Genomic DNA, 15,748 nt, shown 5'->3' with positions numbered 1-15,748 from the left:
CATAGCCGCGCGAGCGTGCAGGACGATGCAACCAGCATCGGCGCGAACGCGATCCGGCGCGCACACGAAATCGGCGGGAACTCTCGCGCCCCGGTTTTGCCCCAGCGTAAAGAACGTCGCTATACACTACCTGCCAGCCACTTTAGCCACGCCGGCCGACCCAGGGAATACAACATGCATGTCCCACCGACGCCCAGTAATGAAAGCGCCCGTCTCGACACCCTGCGTGCGCGGCATAATCACGCATCGCCGCTTCAAGTGCGGTGCGACTCTTCTCTTAGAACGTTGTCATGACTGAACCGCAGCAAACCGCCGCCATGCGGCTCGCGCTACTTGATTGGCGCTGGAAATTCTTCGATGAACTCTCGGGCGTCGAGGTCTACACGATGCTGGGTGCCCGCGCCGCGGTGTTCGTCGTCGAACAGAATTGCCTGTACGGCGATATCGATGGGCTCGATATGGATGCGTGGCACCTGTTGGTCTACGGCTCCGATAAAGAACGGCCGGCGCTCGCGGGTTACCTGCGCGTGCTGCTGCCCGATGCGGACGACAGCGATATCCGCATCGGCCGCGTGCTCACGACTGCCGGATTCCGCGGCATCGGTCTGGGCAATGCGATGCTCGAGCGGTCGCTGACGCATATTCGCGCGCAGTGGCCTGGCACGCCGATTCGGTTGCATGCGCAGGCGCATCTGCAAGGTTTCTATGGTGCGTTTGGCTTCACGCCGGTTTCGGAGATTCACGAGGAAGACGGTATCCCGCATATGTGGATGCGGTCGGCCTGAAGCGGCTCCTGCAATCAGAGCCTCGCGCGGCGCGCCAGGTTGTTAATCGAATCGTGGTGTCAGCGTTGACTGCGCGCCGGCGCTGAAGCGGTGGGCGCCGACCCCTGCTTCGCCTTCGCCCGCCGTTCGCCACGCAAACGTCCGCGCGCCGAAAGCCGCATCCAGTGACGCAAGGCGAGCAGCGCACCGATCACGCTCATCATCGAACCCGGAATCCACAGCAACAGCCCGCCGATCTGCTGATCGCGCATCGGGCTCAACCACGTGAATGCGCGGCCGCAGATCGAGTAGATCGGATACAGCTCATGCGGTGTGAAGAAGATGAACGCGCCGAGAATGATCTGCGGCGGAATCGCGGCGATCACTACCAGCACGCGCTTGCCCGGCGACAGCCGCGCGGGCGGCGCGGGACGCGGATCGAGCACGAGCCACCAGAACAGCAGGCCGTCGATCACCATGCTCCAGTTCATCACGCGATAAAGCCGCCAGTCGAGCATCGCCACGAAATGAATCGGCGACATCAGCCAGAAGTAGATCAGCCCGACGAACAGCGTCACCGCGACCACGGGATGCATCACCACGTCGAGGAACTTGCGCACCACCGGAGTTTCGAGCGCGGGCCGCACGAAGCGTTGCCGCCAGCTGAATGGAATACCCGCACGTAACGCGGCGCCCGGATACGACAGCGCGATGAAAAACGGCCCGAGGTGATGCAGCACCAGATGCTGCGCGCGATGCATGAAGAACTCATGCTCGAAGAAATAATCGAGCCGCGTATGCAACGCGATATACAAGGCTACCAGTCCGAACCAGAAGGAGATACGCCGCGCGACCGACACCTTCGCTTTACGCGCGCCACGCACGAACAGGATCGCGGGCACCAGCAGCGCGATCACGACGGTCGGCGAAAACTCCCAGGGATCGAGCCAGTAGAGCAGATTCATCGCGGCACGTTACCCGGTTACTTGGTTTGCGCCGGCGACTTGACGGCGAACGGCGTATCGAGCGTTTCGCCGTCGGAGAATTTGAGCTTGAGATGCACGGTGTCGCCCGGCGCGACCTTGTGCTTCGCATCTTCGAGCATCACGTGATAGCCGCCGGGCGCGATCGAGACCTGGCCGTGCGCGGGTACAGTCAGCTTGTCGACCATCACCATCTTCTGCGACGAACCGTTCGACACGGTCTGATGCAGCATCGCGTCGCCGTAGTCGTTGCTGGAGATATCGACGAGGTCGACCGGTTTGTCGCTCGCGTTGACGAGCGTCGCATAGCCGGCGGCGGGCAGGTTGTTGGGCAGCCAGCGGACCCACGCGTCCTTGACGCTGACCGCATTGGCGCCCGCCGCTTGCGCGGTCGATGCGACACCGAACGAAAGGGCGAGGGCGCAACTCAGTGCAGCTAACGTTTTGATCTTGATCGACATGGTTGAACTCGGGAAAGGTCAGGAACGGTCATCGATGATGCGGCGCAGGTCTTGCGCGATCGCATCGGGCGTGTCGTGGTCGGTAGCCAGCAGGCGCGCGTGGCCTTGACTGTCGAACACATAGACGGCGGAACTATGGGTGACTTCATAGTTGCCGGAAGGGTCGCGCTTTTCCATCTGATAAGCGACGCGATAACGCTTGGCGAGCGACTCGATCTGCCAGTCGGAGCCGGTCAGCCCCTCGGCGTGTTGTGCGTCGAAGGCTCCGACATAGTCGTGCAAGGCCTGCGCCGTGTCGCGCGCGGGATCGACGGTGATGAACAGGATGCGCACCTTCTGCGCGTCGGGGCCGAGCTTGTCGAGCACCTGCATCAACCGGCCCATCGTTTCAGGGCAGACGTCCGGGCAATGCGTGTAGCCGAAATAGACGAGCGAGGCGCGGCCCTTGAACGAATCGCCGGTGACGGGGCGGCCATCGTCGCCGGTCAGCGTAAAGTCGAGATCCGGCAGATGGCCGGTCACATTGGTCAACTGCCAGGTTTCCGTGCGATGCGTGCAGCCCGCGAGCGCGGTCAGCGCGCCCAGCGTTAGCGTCAGCGCAAGCAGGCGCGCGGACCACAGCCTGCGTGACATTGCGAAGAGCGGTTGCGAGTGCCGGGATGAGAAGATCGGGAACAAAGCAGGGTTTAGTGACTCGATTGAATTGCGGCGCCGCTCGATGCGCGTGCCGCGCTTGCGCGGTCATAGTGTGCAAATATGGTCGTATCCGCAATGTTTCGCGTGGCTGCGACTTTAGCGCAAATTTCCCGATGACGTCGCGCAGCGCCCACGGGGGCACGGTTTGCGAGGCAATTTGACGCAGGCGGCTGAAAGCCGGGTGAAGCCTGATTGTTCCCATTTTGAACGCAATCGCAGTCGACCGTGCCTGCGACGCCCCGCTGGGCCGGTGCCCAGCCTTACTTTCTCGAAAAATTGATGGATGCGCGGTAAGATGCGCACACTTTTCCGGCCGCACAAGGCTGAAAGGCAAAACTAACCGATGCAAGCACTTCCGGCTGTTCTGTCTCCGAGCGAGACAGCATTTTTCTTCGATTTCGACGGCACGCTGGTCGAACTCGCGCCCACGCCGGACGGCGTGCTGGTGGAACCTCGCGTGATCGATTTGCTAACCGAACTGCGCAGCTTGACGAACGGCGCGGTCGCGGTCGTGTCGGGCCGCGGTATCGACAGCATCGACAGTTTTCTCAACATGCCCGATCTGCCGATCGCCGGCCTGCACGGCGCCGAGCGGCGCGACGCGAACGGCGACACGCAGCGCATCGGCTTCAATGACGAGCGGCTGCTGCGCATGGAGCAGGTGCTCGCGCAGGTGGTCAACGAGAACGCCGGCATGCTCCTCGAAATCAAGGGCGCGGCCGTGGCGCTGCATTACCGCAATGCGCCGGATCGCGAGCCGGTGGCGCGCGAGGCGACCGAGCGGCTGGTGGCCGATTACGCCGGCTCGTACGTGCTGCAACCCGGCAAGATGGTCTACGAAATCAAACCTAAAGATGTCGACAAGGGCCGCGCGTTGCGTGCCTTCCTCGACGAGCCGCCATTCGTCGGCCGCAAGCCGGTCTTTGCCGGCGACGATCTGACCGACGAGAAAGGCTTCGCGGTCGTCAACGAACGCGGCGGCGTGTCGATCAAGGTCGGTCCGGGCGAGACCCTGGCGCATACGCGTATCGACTCGGTGTCGCATCTGCTCGACTGGCTGGCATCGATCGTCGCGGCGGCGCGCACCGCATGATGGCCGCGTCGCATCGCCCCAGGCAAACCAGGCAGTGCATCGGGAATCGCGCTACATGAGCCGACTGATCATCGTATCGAACCGGGTTGCGCCGATCTCGGAGGGCGGCCCGGCGGCGGGCGGTCTGGCGGTCGGCGTGTACGACGCGCTAAAGGAAACCGGCGGCATGTGGTTCGGCTGGAGCGGCGACGTGCTCAGCTCGGGCCAGCCGCAGATCAAGGTCGAGGAGCGCGGCCCGGTGACTTTCGCGACCATCGCGCTGATGCGCCGCGACTACGATCAGTACTATCGCGGCTTCTCGAACGCTACGCTGTGGCCCGCGTTCCACTATCGCGCCGATCTGCTGCAATACGACCGGCACGATTTCGAGGGCTACTGCCGCGTCAATGCGTGGCTGGCGCAACAACTCGTCCCGCTGCTGCGCGACGACGACGTGATCTGGGTCCACGACTACCATCTGATTCCGTTCGCGCAGGCGCTGCGCGCCGCGGGTGTGAAGAATCGCATCGGCTTTTTCCTGCATATTCCGTTTCCAGCTTCGCAGGTGCTGCTGGCAGTGCCGCCGCATCGCGAACTGGTGGAAGCGCTGTGTTCGTTCGATCTGCTCGGTTTCCAGACAGCGCCGGATCTGCGCGCGTTTTGCGACTACATCGTCAATGAAGCGAACGGCTCGGTCGACGCATCGGCGAAAGGCCCGCTGACGATCCACGCGTTCGGCCGCACGCTGCGCGCTGCGGCGTATCCGATCGGCGTTTATCCGGACGAGATCGCCGAACTTGCGAAAGCGGGCGAGCGCGGCAAACCGGTGCGCACCATGAAGGCGACGCTGCATTCGCGCAAGCTGATCATGAGCGTGGACCGGCTCGATTATTCGAAGGGACTGGTCGAGCGGTTTCGTGCGTTCGAGCGTCTGCTCGAACACGCGATCGCGCAACGCAACAAGGTGTCGTTCCTGCAGATCGCGCCGCCGACGCGCGCCGACATGCACGCCTATCAGGACATCCGCTTGCAGTTGGAAGGCGAGTCGGGACGCATCAACGGGCGTTTCGCCGAACTGGACTGGACGCCGATTCTCTACATCCACAAGCAGTACGAGCGCTCGGTGCTGGCCGCGCTGTTCCGCACCGCGCACGTTGGCTATGTGACGCCTTTGCGCGACGGCATGAACCTCGTCGCCAAGGAGTATGTGTCGGCGCAGGATCCGGAAAATCCCGGTGTGCTGGTGCTGTCGCGCTTTGCCGGCGCCGCGCAGGAGCTGGACGGCGCGCTGATCGTCAATCCGGTCGATATCGACGGCATGGCCGAGGCGCTCGCACGGGCGCTCGACATGCCGCTCGCGGAGCGTCAGGCGCGTCATCGCGACATGATGGTGCAGTTGCGCGAGAACAATGTGTCGGTGTGGCGCGATAACTTCATGCGCGATTTGCAGGGCGTCGCTGGTGCAAGGAGCACCCGAAACGGGAAGGCGCGCGCGGTGTCGGGGAAAAAGGCTGCGCGGGAGACGCAGGCCGGGTAGGCTGCGGTCGGAACTGCCGTTGTGGCAAGGCGCGTAAAAGAAAAGCCGCTCTCGGAGCGGCTTTTCTTATGGATGGCGACGACGCGCGCGGCTCGAAGCATGCCGCGCTCGCAGGCTTACACCACGTGCTGTTCGTCGACCTTCTTGCCGCCGATGTGCAGCGTATGGCCCTTGCCATACTGCTTGGTCAGCAGATCGCGATACAGGCCGGGACGCTGGCGCAGTTCTTCCGGACTGCCGTCGTCGATGACCTTGCCGGCGCTCATCACGATGATCCGGTCGAAGTTGTTCAGCGTCGACAGCCGGTGCGCGATCGCGACCACGGTGCGGCCGACCATCAGCCGGTCGAGTGCTTTCTGAATCGCTTCTTCCGACGCGCTGTCGAGCGCCGAGGTGGCTTCGTCGAGGAGCAGGATCGGCGCGTTCTTCAGGATCGCGCGTGCAATCGCGATCCGCTGACGCTGGCCGCCCGACAGCTTCACGCCGCGGTCGCCGACGATCGTGTCGTAACCTTCCGGCATCGCCTCGATGAAATCCGCGCAACGCGCCTCGCGCGCGGCTGCGAGCACTTCTTCGCGGCTCGCCTCCGGACGCCCGTAGGCGATGTTCTCGTACACGGTGCGGTGGAACAGCGAGATATCCTGCGGCACCAGTGCGATCGCATGGCGCAAGCTGTCCTGCGTGATCGTGGCGATGTCCTGGCCGTCGATCTTGATCGCGCCGCCTTGCGTTTCGTAGAAACGCTGCAGCAGCGCCAGCACGGTGGATTTGCCCGCGCCCGACTTGCCGATCAGACCGACGCGCTGGCCGGGCTCGATATGCAGATCGAAGTGATCGAGAATCGGGCGGCGGCGCGGATAGGCGAACGTCACGCTTTCGAAATCGATGCGGCCGCCTTGCGGCACGAGTTCGGTCGCGCCGTCGCGGTCCGGCATGCCGTGCGGTTCGAGCAGCGTGCGTACGGCTTCCGCAAGACGCGCCACGTGCTGCGTGACGTCGACGAGCGCCACGGCCAGGTCGCGCGTGCCGTGCAGGATCGTAAAGCCGAGCGAGCTGACGAGCACGATGTCGCCCGAGGTCGCTTTGCCTTGATCCCACAGCCACAGCGCCCAGCCCAGCAAGCCCGCCGACAGCAGCGCGGTGATCACCGCATGCAGCAGACGCAGCTTTTCCAGATACAGCAGGCTCTGCTGGCGCGCGTCCATCTCGGCCTTGACCGTTGCGCCGAAGCGCTGCTGCTCGCGAAACGTCATGCCGAAAGCACGCACGAGGCCCATGTTGCTGATCACGTCGACCAGTTCGCCGTCCACCGACGCCGCCTTGGTCGCGAAATGGTGATGGCGCGCGGAACCGCGCCCGGCGAGCTTGTACAGCACGACCGACAGGATGGCTGAACACAGCATCAGGCCGCAGGCCATCAGCGGATTTACCGCGATGATCATGACGATCGCGCCCAGCACCGCGATACACGGCGGCAGCACGTTCCACGCGGTGGTGTTCTCGGCCGTGTAGACCGCGTTCGAGGTCGCCGTGATCCGACTTGCGAGCATGCCCGGCTGCTTCTCGGAGTAGTACGTGGGCGAGTGTCCGCTCAGATACTGGAACAGGTCGCGCCGCAGGTCGCCGGTCACGGCGACGAACGTATGCGCGGCGACCCAGCCGCCGACCCGCCATAGCAGGTTGTCGGCCGCGATCAGGCCCACCAGGATGGCAAACGCGCCCCACAGCGGGCCAGGATGGTGCCGGCCCTCGCCAAGCACGTCGATCAGATGTTTGATCGCGTACTGCGAAGCGAGCGCGCAGCCCACGGCCGCAAACACGCTGCACAGGACGATCGCATGCGCGAGCGGATGGCGACGGATGAAGCGGAAAAGGAACGCGAGCGGCCGGTGCGCATAGCTCGCGAGCTTTGCGTTCTCGGCATTACGCTGGGCGATGGTTAAATGTTCCAATTGATCGTGAGGTTCGTATGTTTCGGGTTGTGCATGCAAAGCGTGGGCCACATGGAAAGGTTCGCCGCGAAGCCGATGCTTCGCATTGTAAACATGCAAAAGCGATTGCGCCCTGTGTATCCGGGCCGCGGCGCGATTGATTTCGCGATAGACGTCCGCCACCTGCGGCTGTTCGACCTGTCTGAAAGGCCGGGGGCCGCACGAGTTGCGGAAAATTTCGGGATATAATTACAAATTGCATTCAACCGCAGTGCGGCATTTCTTCAACGCTTGCCGGCAAAGTTGACGCAGGAGCTTGCCGGGCCACCTCGGCGGTCCCGTGCCGCAAGCCAGTTGCCACTGTAGAACTGTCTTAGAAAACAAGGGTTTGCAAAGTGTTTCGTGTTTGTAACAACGTAAAGACTTTGAAATGTTGTGGTGCAGCGTGAACCCCGGCATCGATAATGCATGCTCTGTAGGCCCACCGAATTTTCTGACAGTTTGTCAACGTAGGTGTCATGTGTGCGTTTACCGGCACATGCGCAGACATTGATCACGGGTCTGGGCTCACTACCCAAGCGATCCATCGCAGGATTTCTCGAAAGAATCAGGCCCGCGCCGGCAAGTCCGGCCAGACTGCCCTGGCGAGCAAGCGAGTCGCTTTTATCAAACGCAGCACCTTTGCCTGATTTTTTACGAGGAGTTTTTCATATGCGAATCGCTCAAATCGCTCCGTTGCACGAGGCGGTTCCTCCCAAGCTGTATGGCGGTACGGAACGCGTGGTGTCTTATCTGACTGAAGCTTTGGTCGAGCAGGGCCACGACGTCACGCTCTTTGCGAGCGGCGATTCGATAACCTCGGCGAAACTCGAAGCTTTCTGGCCGCAGGCGCTGCGCCTCGACCCGACCATCCGCGACGTCATGGCGCCGCACATGCTGCTGCTCGAAGAAGTGCGCCGCCGCGCGGACGAATTCGACGTGCTGCATTTCCACATCGACTACTACCCGTTCTCGCTGTTCGCCCGTCAGCCGGTGCCGTTCCTGACCACGCTCCACGGCCGTCTCGATCTGCCGGAACTGCAACCCATTTTCAACACGTTCAACGACGTGCCGGTGGTGTCGATTTCGGACAACCAGCGCATTCCGCTGCAACAGGCGAACTGGCTGCAAACCGTCTATCACGGTCTGCCGGAAAACGTGCTCACGCCGATCCCCGACGTCGAGCCGGGCTACCTCGCTTTCCTCGGCCGCGTCTCGCCGGAGAAGGGCCTCGACCGCGCGATCCGCATCGCCGGCCAGGCAGGCATGAAGCTCAAGGTCGCCGCCAAGATCGACAAGGCCGACCGCGCCTATTACGAAGAAGTGATCAAGCCGCTGATGGCGCTCCCGCACGTCGAGTACATCGGCGAAATCGGCGAAGCCGAAAAGCGTGAGTTCCTCGGCAACGCGCATGCACTGGTGTTCCCGATCGACTGGCCGGAGCCCTTCGGTCTGGTCATGATCGAAGCGATGGCGTGCGGTACGCCGGCGATCGCGTTCAACCGTGGTTCGGTGCCGGAAGTGATCGAAAACGGCGTGTCGGGCTTCGTCGTGGAAGACGAAATCAGCGCGGTCGCCGCGGTCAAGCGTCTGCACACGCTGTCGCGCGCCGGTGTGCGCAAGGCGTTCGAGTCGCGCTTCTCGTCGAAGGTCATGGCGAAGAACTACGTCGCGACTTACGAAGAACTGCTGCGTCAGAAGCACCGCACGGTGCTGCGCGAAGTCAACGCCAGCTAATGTGCGTCAGGTAAAGTCGTAACGGTTCGAGAAGCGCTCACGCGTTTCGATGACCGCCAGCAACGCCCCGTGCGCCGTCCGCTCACGGGGCGTTGTTGCAAGCGCGCCGCGTTTTTTTCTTTCAACCGACGAAAGTGCGGGTTTCGGCCCGTAAGAATGAGCCGCTGTCCGTAATATCCCTATAATGGCCCTGCCGCAAATTTGGCTGCGGCGCCGCCGACGACAGGAGGATGCCTTGGCGAGAACGAAAGAGACGCGTGCGAACGCGGCGCCCGGCGCCGGAACGATTTTCGCGCTGCGCGCCATCGGTCTCGTGATCCTCGCTCGCTGGCTTTTTTCGATGGCGGATCTGGATGCGGGCGCGTCGCTGCTGGCCATGCTGTCCTCGCCGTGGGCGTGCATCAACCTTGTCTTCCTGTTTCTGCTGATCTTCCTGCCGGGCGCGCGCGCCGTGACCGAGCGCCCGTTTCATCCGCTGCCGCAATGGCTGCGGCAGGCGCTGCGTCTGTTTGCTTTCCTCGGGTTCCTGTTTGCGGTCTGGTCGGTCGGCGCGTTTGCCGCGAGCGCCGGCTGGCGGCGTGCCGCCAATGCGGTGGCGGCTTCCAACGGCTGGTTGCTGGCAGCGCCTGCGCTATATGCGGCCGTGCTGTGGATCTGCCGGCCGCGCGCGCTGTGGCGCACCAATATCGCCGCGCGCCGTTTCGCGATCGGCCGCTATGCGGTCGCGCTCGATCCGGCCACGCGGACGGTGATTGTGTGGGCGGAGCGCCGCAAGGTGGGGCAATACGACGCTCGCGAATTGACCGTGCGCTGGGCGGCGGGGCACGACGCACGAGCCACGCCGACGCCCACTCCCGCCGTGGCGCTCGGCGCCGTCGGCGAGCCGAATGGATCCGGCGCGTCGTTTGGTGCGGCGGCTGCGCCGTCGTTGACCCGCGGCGCCTTCGGCCGCCGTCCGAAGATCGAGTTGCTGTGGGATTCGCCGGCCGCCGCGGGCCACAACCGTCAAACCGTATTCCGCACCGCGCTGACGACCGAAGGCGATCGAGTCGCCGCCCGCGCGCTTGACACATCCTTGCAGCAGGTCTGAATCTGCCGATTTGTGCAGTCGGCCACACCCCGTGGCCGAAGCAGGCGTTGTAGATTGAGCCGTAGTCGATAATGAAGTCATGGCGCCCGGCGCTTCAGCGCGGGCGAGTGAGACATACAACGATCGTGTCGCGTCCTTTGCAGGAGTCGCCATGCTGGTTCGCTGGTTGCTTGCCGCCATCCATTTGCTTGCTTATGGCTTTGCGCTCGCGTCGATTCTGCGGCGCACCTGGGCGTTGCGCCGTGCCACCGTACCCGCCGCGCTGCGCTCCGTGTTCCGGGCGGATACAGGGTGGGGCATTTCGGCATTGGTGCTGATCGTCACCGGATTGATGCGCGCTTTCGGCGGTTTCGAAAAGGGCGCCGACTACTATCTCCACGAGCCGCTCTTTCATCTCAAGATGACGCTGCTCTTGATCATTCTCTTCCTCGAAGTCCCGTCGATGCTGGCGCTGATGCGATGGCGCGCCGCAATCAGGAAAGGCGCCGCGCCGGATCTGCACAAGGCGCGCTCTTACGCACGCTATAGCGTGATCCAGACGATTTTGATGGTGTTGATGGTGTTTGCAGCGACCGGGATGGCGCGCGGGGTGGGGTTGCCTGCGGGCGTGGTGTAATTCGCAGCGCCCGGCGTTCGCGTGGCGCATGAACGAGGCGTTTGGACGGTTCGCGCCGGTGAGCACTAACACTTGCGCGTTAGAACCCGCGCCCGCGCTCGTAAAAAACGGGCGGTGGAACGCCAACCGAAAGCGCGCCTGAATACTCGCGATTTCTAGCTGACGTCCCGCACGCCCACTTCAATTTACTTCCCGACCAGCAAGCTGGAGTCGTCGGTCCGGTTCACGATCTGCCGCGCGGCCCGAGTCGTCGCGAGTTCCGGTTCACCCAGACCCTTGATCAACTCCAGCGCCTGGCGTTCGAACAACCGCCGGTACAGGCCGTTTTCGAGTCTGATCAGCGCGTCGTGGCTGCCTTCCTCGATTACCTTGCCCTTATCCAGCACCAGCAGCCGGTCCAGCGCGCGCACGGTGGAAAGACGGTGCGCCACCACCAACGTGGTGCGGCCCATCATCAGCCGCTCCATGGCCTGCTGGATCAACACTTCGCTTTCGCTGTCGAGGCTCGACGTCGCCTCGTCCAGAATCAGGATCGGCGCGTCGGCGAGAAACGCCCGTGCGATGGCGACGCGCTGACGTTCGCCGCCCGAGAGCTTGACGCCGCGTTCCCCGACCAGCGTGTCATAGCCATTGGGGAGCGCCGCGATGAAGCCGTGCGCGCTCGCAAGCTTCGCAGCGTGCTCGATCTCGGCACGGCTCGCGCCGGGCCGCGCATACGCGATGTTCTCGGCGAGCGAGCGGTGAAACAGCACCGGCTCCTGCTGAACGATCGCGATCTGGCTGCGCAGCGACGCCTGCCGCACCTGGGCGATGTCCTGACCGTCGATCGTGATCCTGCCTTCCGAAATGTCATAGAGCCGCTGGATGAGCTTGATGAACGTAGTCTTCCCCGAACCCGAATGTCCAACCAATCCGACGCGCTCGCCCGGCGCGATACGCACGGAGAATTTGTCGTAAAGCGGCTGACCGTTCGTCCCGTAGTGGAAAGTGACATGCTCGAACCGGATCTCGCCTTTGCCGATCGCGATCGGACCCGCGCCGGGGCGGTCCTCGATACCGAGCGGCTGGCTTTCCTGCGACACCAGTTCCTCCATGTCGTTGACTGAGCGTTGCAGGTTGCGGATGTGCATGCCCACTTCGCGCAAATAGCCTTGCAGCATGAAGAACATGGTCAATGCGAACGTGATGTCGCCGACGCCCGCCTCACCGCGCGCCCACAACAGCAGCGCCGCACCGAGGATCGCGGTCTGGATCGCTACCAGCATGCCGCCCTGGACGCCGCCGTTGATCGTGCCGCGCATCCATGTGCGGCGCGTGCGGTGCCGCCACTTGGCGATCACGCGCGCGAGCAGCGCTTCTTCGCGCTCTTCCGCGCCGAACGCCTTGACTACGCCGTTGCAACTGACCGCGTCGGCGAGCGCGCCGCCCATGCGCGTGTCCCACGCATTCGCAAGACGCGCGGCCGGCGCGACAAAGCCCAGCGACATGGCCACCGTCACCGCGATGTAGAGCACCGAGCCGATGCCGACGACCGCGCCCATCATCGGCCAGCGCCAGCCGAGCAGCACGGTCGCGCCGAGCAGCATGACGAGAGACGGCAACAGGGCGATCAGCAGCGTGTCGTTGAGCAGGTCGAGCGCCCACATGCCGCGCGTGATCTTGCGCACGGTGGAACCGGCGAAGCTGTTGGCGTGCCAGTCGGTCGAAAAGCGTTGCACGCGATGAAACGCGTTGGCCGCGATCTCGCTCATCATCTTGAGCGTGAGCCGGATGATGTTGAAATACACGCCTTGCCGCAACAACGTGGCGCCGAGGCCGAGCGCGCCCAGCACGCAGAAGGCCGTGATCGCGGCATGCCAGGCGACGGCGTTGCTCGCCGCGCCGGACGCGATGGCGTCCACGAGGCGTCCCGCGAACATCGGCGTGAGTACGTCGGCCAATGCCGAGAGCAGCACCAGCGCCGTGATGACGACGATGCGCCAGGGCTGCTGCGCCCAGTGGAGGAAGGTAAAGCCGAGGACGTCCTTGAAGGCTTGTCCGCGAAAGTCGAGTTTTTTTCTGGTCATTTGTCACGCCCCGTGGCGCATGAGCGCAGCGAGGTTCCAGTCAGAAGCGAAAGGGCGAGACAGTCAAAACGCGCCGGAATACGTCGGCGATTGAACTGCGGACTGTCTGGGAATGCGCGGAGTGCCTGATTCAGGCGACACCACGTGAACGGCAATTCGGCGACTTAATCGGACAGATTAAGATCGCGAAAACGCTCGCGAGACCATGCCGGGGACGGCGATACGCATTGCAAACATGTGACGCCTCCCTATGGTCGAATGAAGTGGAAAGATGGACGGGGCGAAAGCCCGAGTGCGAACTATATCAGTAGTTTCAGGCGGTCGCAAACGTACGAAGATTCGGAGTCGACGACCGGGCCCGACGTTGAGCGTTGGAATCTGCCTGGCATTCCGTACGGTTTCCGCACGCAGCTCCATAAGCCAAACAGAAATGAAAAAGGGCTCGCGCATTTCTACGTGAGCCCTTTAGTCTTCGGTGATCGACACACCAAAATTCTGGTGGGTAGTACTGGGATCGAACCAGTGACCCCTGCCGTGTGAAGGCAGTGCTCTACCGCTGAGCTAACCACCCGAAGAGAGCCGAATTATGTCAGCAATTTTCGGGCTCGTCCAGTACTTTTTAAGCGGTTTGCTCATCCGCAGTGGGCGCCGGTTCGAGGCGCCACACGCTCGTGCCCTTGACCGCCTTGTCGAGACCGTCGAGCACCGACTGGTGCGCGGCGAGTTCATCGTCGCTGGCGGAAATCACGATCAGGTCGAGCGAACTGATCGCCACGCGCGGCGCATGCGAATCGCCGTCGCCGTGCGATTCGCCGAGCATGTCGATGACAAGGCTTTCCTGGCCGCGCGTCATCGCCAGATAGACTTCGGCGAGCAGTTCCGAGTCGAGCAGGGCGCCGTGCAGCGTACGGTGCGCGTTGCTGATGCCGAAGCGGTCGCATAGTGCGTCGAGCGAATTGCGCTTGCCGGGGAACATCTGCTTGGCGCGCGCCAGCGTGTCGATGATTTCGCCGCAGTAGGTTTTCACCGGCGGCAAACCCAGCAGCGCGAACTCGGCATCGAGAAAGCCGATATCGAACGGTGCGTTGTGGATGATCAGTTCCGCGTCCTGGATGAAGTCGCGAAATTGATCGGCGATCTCGGCGAACTTCGGCTTGTCGCTCAGAAACTCGGTGGTCAATCCGTGCACGGCCAGCGCGCCTGGATCGCTGTCGCGTTCCGGGTTGATATAGAAGTGCAGGTTGTTGCCCGTCAGCCGACGGTTCACCATTTCGACGCAACCGAGTTCAAGGATCCGGTCGCCGGTGCGGGCATTCAGGCCCGTGGTTTCAGTATCGAGGATGAGTTGACGCATGTCGGATTAGCCTGCTTAAAGATATTTGCAGAAAAAAGGGTGCGCACGCGGCTAGCTGGCCCGGCGCGCGCCGTCGCGGCCGGAGTTACATCTGCGCGAGTGATGCGACGCCGCGATTGGCCAACTGATCGGCGCGCTCGTTTTCCGGGTGGCCGTTGTGCCCGCGCACCCAGCGCCACTCGATTTCGTGTTGCGCGACGAGCGCATCGAGCCGCTTCCACAAATCCGCGTTCTTGACCGGCTGTTTCGCGGCGGTGATCCAGCCTTTCTTCTTCCAGCCGTGGATCCATTCGCTGATGCCTTTCTGCACGTATTGCGAGTCGGTGTGCACGACCGCTTTGCAGGGGCGTTTCAGTGCTTCGAGCGCGGCGATCACGCCCATCAACTCCATGCGGTTGTTGGTGGTGTTGGCTTCGCCGCCGAACAGTTCTTTTTCCTGGTCGCCGAAGCGCAGCAGCGCGCCCCAGCCGCCGGGGCCTGGGTTGCCCTTGCAGGCGCCGTCGGTATAAATATCGATGAGATCGGAAGTCATTGAGTATGGTTGCGTGTATTCGGTGTGGCGGCGGGCGCGAGGCCTGCGGCGAGGACGGGTTTCTTCACTTTCAGCGGGCCGACGAGACGCATGCCGCGCACGCGCTTGATCGCCTTGATCATGTAGGTGGCGCCGAAAATCGGCCACCAGCGGTCGCCGGCGGCTTCCATGAAACCGTAGCGGGCGAGCCATTGCTCGCTGCCAAGCGGCGGACGATAGCAGCCGAAACGCCCGCGTTCGAGGTCGAAGCCGAGCAGCTTGATCCAGTCTTTCAGACGCGTGAAGGCGATCAGGTCGACGGCTGCCGGCACGAACGGCCGGCCGGTCATCTTGCCGACCGATTGCCGCGCGCCCCACAGTGACAGCGAATTGAAGCCGAGAATGATCAACTGGCCTTCGGGCATCAATACGCGCTCGGCTTCGCGCAACAGACGGTGCGGATCGCTCGTGAATTCCAGCGTGTGCGGCATGACGATCAGATCGACGCTTTGCGCTTCGAACGGCAGGTCCAGCAGGTCGCACCAGACGGCGCTCCGTCCGGCCGGCGCCGGCAGGCCCACAAGTCCGCTCGGTGCGGCGCCGTTGTTCAAACCATTACGATCGCCATTGCCGGCACGCCCCGCGCCGCGCGGATACGCATACGGCGCGCTCGCTCCGCTCGCGGCGTCGAGCACGAGCCCGCGGCACGGCATGCGGTTCTCGCGCAAGGCGTCGAGTTGCGGCAAGCCAAGTTGCAGCGCATGGTAACCGAACACGTCCGACACCACGCGGTCGAGCTGGGTCTGCTCCCACTCGAGTACGTATCGGCCAGGTGGCGAGTCGGTCCAGGCGGGCCAGTCTATAATCGCTCGGTCAGTCATATCAAAGAAT

The 15,748-nt window shown here is 63.2% G+C and carries 14 protein-coding genes and 1 tRNA gene; 6 read left to right on the top strand and 9 right to left on the bottom strand.

The annotated features are described in order from the left end of the window. Positions 1 to 290: 290 nt before the first annotated feature. Complete coding sequence (locus tag B0G73_RS24045) at positions 291 to 785, top strand: GNAT family N-acetyltransferase (RefSeq protein ID WP_106283747.1); 495 nt, start codon at positions 291 to 293, stop codon at positions 783 to 785. A gap of 59 nt (positions 786 to 844) precedes the next feature. Here the strand turns inward: B0G73_RS24045 and B0G73_RS24040 are convergent, their stop codons facing one another. The 3 genes from B0G73_RS24040 to B0G73_RS24030 are packed head-to-tail and all read right to left on the bottom strand — an operon-like array spanning position 845 to position 2,841. Beyond that, on the bottom strand, positions 845 to 1,729 hold the full coding sequence (locus B0G73_RS24040) for a cytochrome c oxidase assembly protein (protein WP_106283746.1): 885 nt from the start codon (positions 1,727 to 1,729) through the stop codon (positions 845 to 847). A gap of 17 nt (positions 1,730 to 1,746) precedes the next feature. Beyond that, positions 1,747 to 2,208 carry a copper chaperone PCu(A)C gene (locus B0G73_RS24035; RefSeq protein ID WP_106283745.1) on the bottom strand — a complete coding sequence of 154 codons (462 nt, stop codon included), beginning with the start codon at positions 2,206 to 2,208 and terminating at the stop codon, positions 1,747 to 1,749. 18 nt (positions 2,209 to 2,226) lie between these two features. Then, positions 2,227 to 2,841 (bottom strand): SCO family protein, encoded by a 615-nt coding sequence (locus B0G73_RS24030; protein ID WP_106283744.1) that lies wholly within the window; start codon positions 2,839 to 2,841, stop codon positions 2,227 to 2,229. A gap of 406 nt (positions 2,842 to 3,247) precedes the next feature. Here B0G73_RS24030 and otsB point away from each other — a divergent pair, with 406 nt between their 5' ends. Next, positions 3,248 to 3,997 (top strand): trehalose-phosphatase, encoded by a 750-nt coding sequence (gene otsB, locus B0G73_RS24025; RefSeq protein ID WP_106283743.1) that lies wholly within the window; start codon positions 3,248 to 3,250, stop codon positions 3,995 to 3,997. 55 nt (positions 3,998 to 4,052) lie between these two features. Then, entirely contained in the window at positions 4,053 to 5,513 is a 1,461-nt protein-coding gene (otsA, locus tag B0G73_RS24020) for an alpha,alpha-trehalose-phosphate synthase (UDP-forming) (protein ID WP_106283742.1), read from the top strand. Positions 5,514 to 5,629: 116 nt separating this feature from the next. On the opposite strand, the gene B0G73_RS24015 is transcribed toward otsA, so the two are convergent. After that, positions 5,630 to 7,465 carry an ABC transporter ATP-binding protein gene (locus B0G73_RS24015; protein ID WP_106283741.1) on the bottom strand — a complete coding sequence of 612 codons (1,836 nt, stop codon included), beginning with the start codon at positions 7,463 to 7,465 and terminating at the stop codon, positions 5,630 to 5,632. 690 nt (positions 7,466 to 8,155) lie between these two features. On the opposite strand from B0G73_RS24015, the gene B0G73_RS24000 reads away from it, so the two are divergent. From B0G73_RS24000 to B0G73_RS23990, 3 genes are all read left to right on the top strand, one after another. Then, entirely contained in the window at positions 8,156 to 9,220 is a 1,065-nt protein-coding gene (locus B0G73_RS24000) for a glycosyltransferase family 4 protein (RefSeq protein ID WP_106283738.1), read from the top strand. Between the two features lie 235 nt (positions 9,221 to 9,455). Continuing rightward, entirely contained in the window at positions 9,456 to 10,310 is an 855-nt protein-coding gene (locus B0G73_RS23995; protein WP_106283829.1) for a hypothetical protein, read from the top strand. Positions 10,311 to 10,461: 151 nt separating this feature from the next. Continuing rightward, positions 10,462 to 10,926, top strand: coding sequence for a DUF2214 family protein (locus tag B0G73_RS23990; RefSeq protein WP_106283737.1), 465 nt, complete (start codon positions 10,462 to 10,464; stop codon positions 10,924 to 10,926). Between the two features lie 185 nt (positions 10,927 to 11,111). On the opposite strand, the gene B0G73_RS23985 is transcribed toward B0G73_RS23990, so the two are convergent. The 5 genes from B0G73_RS23985 to B0G73_RS23965 all read right to left on the bottom strand — a co-directional run bounded on the left by B0G73_RS23985 (position 11,112) and on the right by B0G73_RS23965 (position 15,738). Then, entirely contained in the window at positions 11,112 to 12,992 is a 1,881-nt protein-coding gene (locus B0G73_RS23985; RefSeq protein ID WP_106283736.1) for an ABC transporter ATP-binding protein, read from the bottom strand. Between the two features lie 496 nt (positions 12,993 to 13,488). After that, positions 13,489 to 13,563, bottom strand: a tRNA-Val gene (locus B0G73_RS23980). A 48-nt stretch (positions 13,564 to 13,611) separates the two neighbouring features. Beyond that, positions 13,612 to 14,346, bottom strand: a complete 735-nt coding sequence (gene dnaQ, locus B0G73_RS23975; protein ID WP_106283735.1) for a DNA polymerase III subunit epsilon — start codon at positions 14,344 to 14,346, stop codon at positions 13,612 to 13,614. Between the two features lie 85 nt (positions 14,347 to 14,431). Continuing rightward, entirely contained in the window at positions 14,432 to 14,878 is a 447-nt protein-coding gene (rnhA, locus tag B0G73_RS23970) for a ribonuclease HI (protein WP_106283734.1), read from the bottom strand. Beyond that, positions 14,875 to 15,738: a class I SAM-dependent methyltransferase gene (locus B0G73_RS23965; RefSeq protein ID WP_106283733.1), complete on the bottom strand. Its 864-nt coding sequence runs from the start codon at positions 15,736 to 15,738 to the stop codon at positions 14,875 to 14,877. The genes rnhA and B0G73_RS23965 overlap by 4 nt, the downstream gene beginning before the upstream one ends. Positions 15,739 to 15,748: the final 10 nt, after the last annotated feature.

The organism is Paraburkholderia sp. BL25I1N1, from assembly GCF_003002025.1.
Lineage (GTDB): Bacteria > Pseudomonadota > Gammaproteobacteria > Burkholderiales > Burkholderiaceae > Paraburkholderia.
This window is presented reverse-complemented; position numbering and strand designations above follow the sequence as displayed.

Bases quoted from the DNA above. Each gene is read 5' to 3' on its own strand.
- rnhA (WP_106283734.1), bottom strand. From the start codon at position 14,878: ATGACTTCCGATCTCATCGATATTTATACCGACGGCGCCTGCAAGGGC.
- B0G73_RS23965 (WP_106283733.1), bottom strand. From the start codon at position 15,738: ATGACTGACCGAGCGATTATAGACTGGCCCGCCTGGACCGACTCGCCA.
- B0G73_RS24030 (WP_106283744.1), bottom strand. From the start codon at position 2,841: ATGTCACGCAGGCTGTGGTCCGCGCGCCTGCTTGCGCTGACGCTAACG.
- B0G73_RS24040 (WP_106283746.1), bottom strand. From the start codon at position 1,729: ATGAATCTGCTCTACTGGCTCGATCCCTGGGAGTTTTCGCCGACCGTC.
- B0G73_RS24035 (WP_106283745.1), bottom strand. From the start codon at position 2,208: ATGTCGATCAAGATCAAAACGTTAGCTGCACTGAGTTGCGCCCTCGCC.
- otsA (WP_106283742.1), top strand. From the start codon at position 4,053: ATGAGCCGACTGATCATCGTATCGAACCGGGTTGCGCCGATCTCGGAG.
- B0G73_RS24045 (WP_106283747.1), top strand. From the start codon at position 291: ATGACTGAACCGCAGCAAACCGCCGCCATGCGGCTCGCGCTACTTGAT.
- B0G73_RS24000 (WP_106283738.1), top strand. From the start codon at position 8,156: ATGCGAATCGCTCAAATCGCTCCGTTGCACGAGGCGGTTCCTCCCAAG.
- dnaQ (WP_106283735.1), bottom strand. From the start codon at position 14,346: ATGCGTCAACTCATCCTCGATACTGAAACCACGGGCCTGAATGCCCGC.
- otsB (WP_106283743.1), top strand. From the start codon at position 3,248: ATGCAAGCACTTCCGGCTGTTCTGTCTCCGAGCGAGACAGCATTTTTC.
- B0G73_RS23985 (WP_106283736.1), bottom strand. From the start codon at position 12,992: ATGACCAGAAAAAAACTCGACTTTCGCGGACAAGCCTTCAAGGACGTC.
- B0G73_RS23990 (WP_106283737.1), top strand. From the start codon at position 10,462: ATGCTGGTTCGCTGGTTGCTTGCCGCCATCCATTTGCTTGCTTATGGC.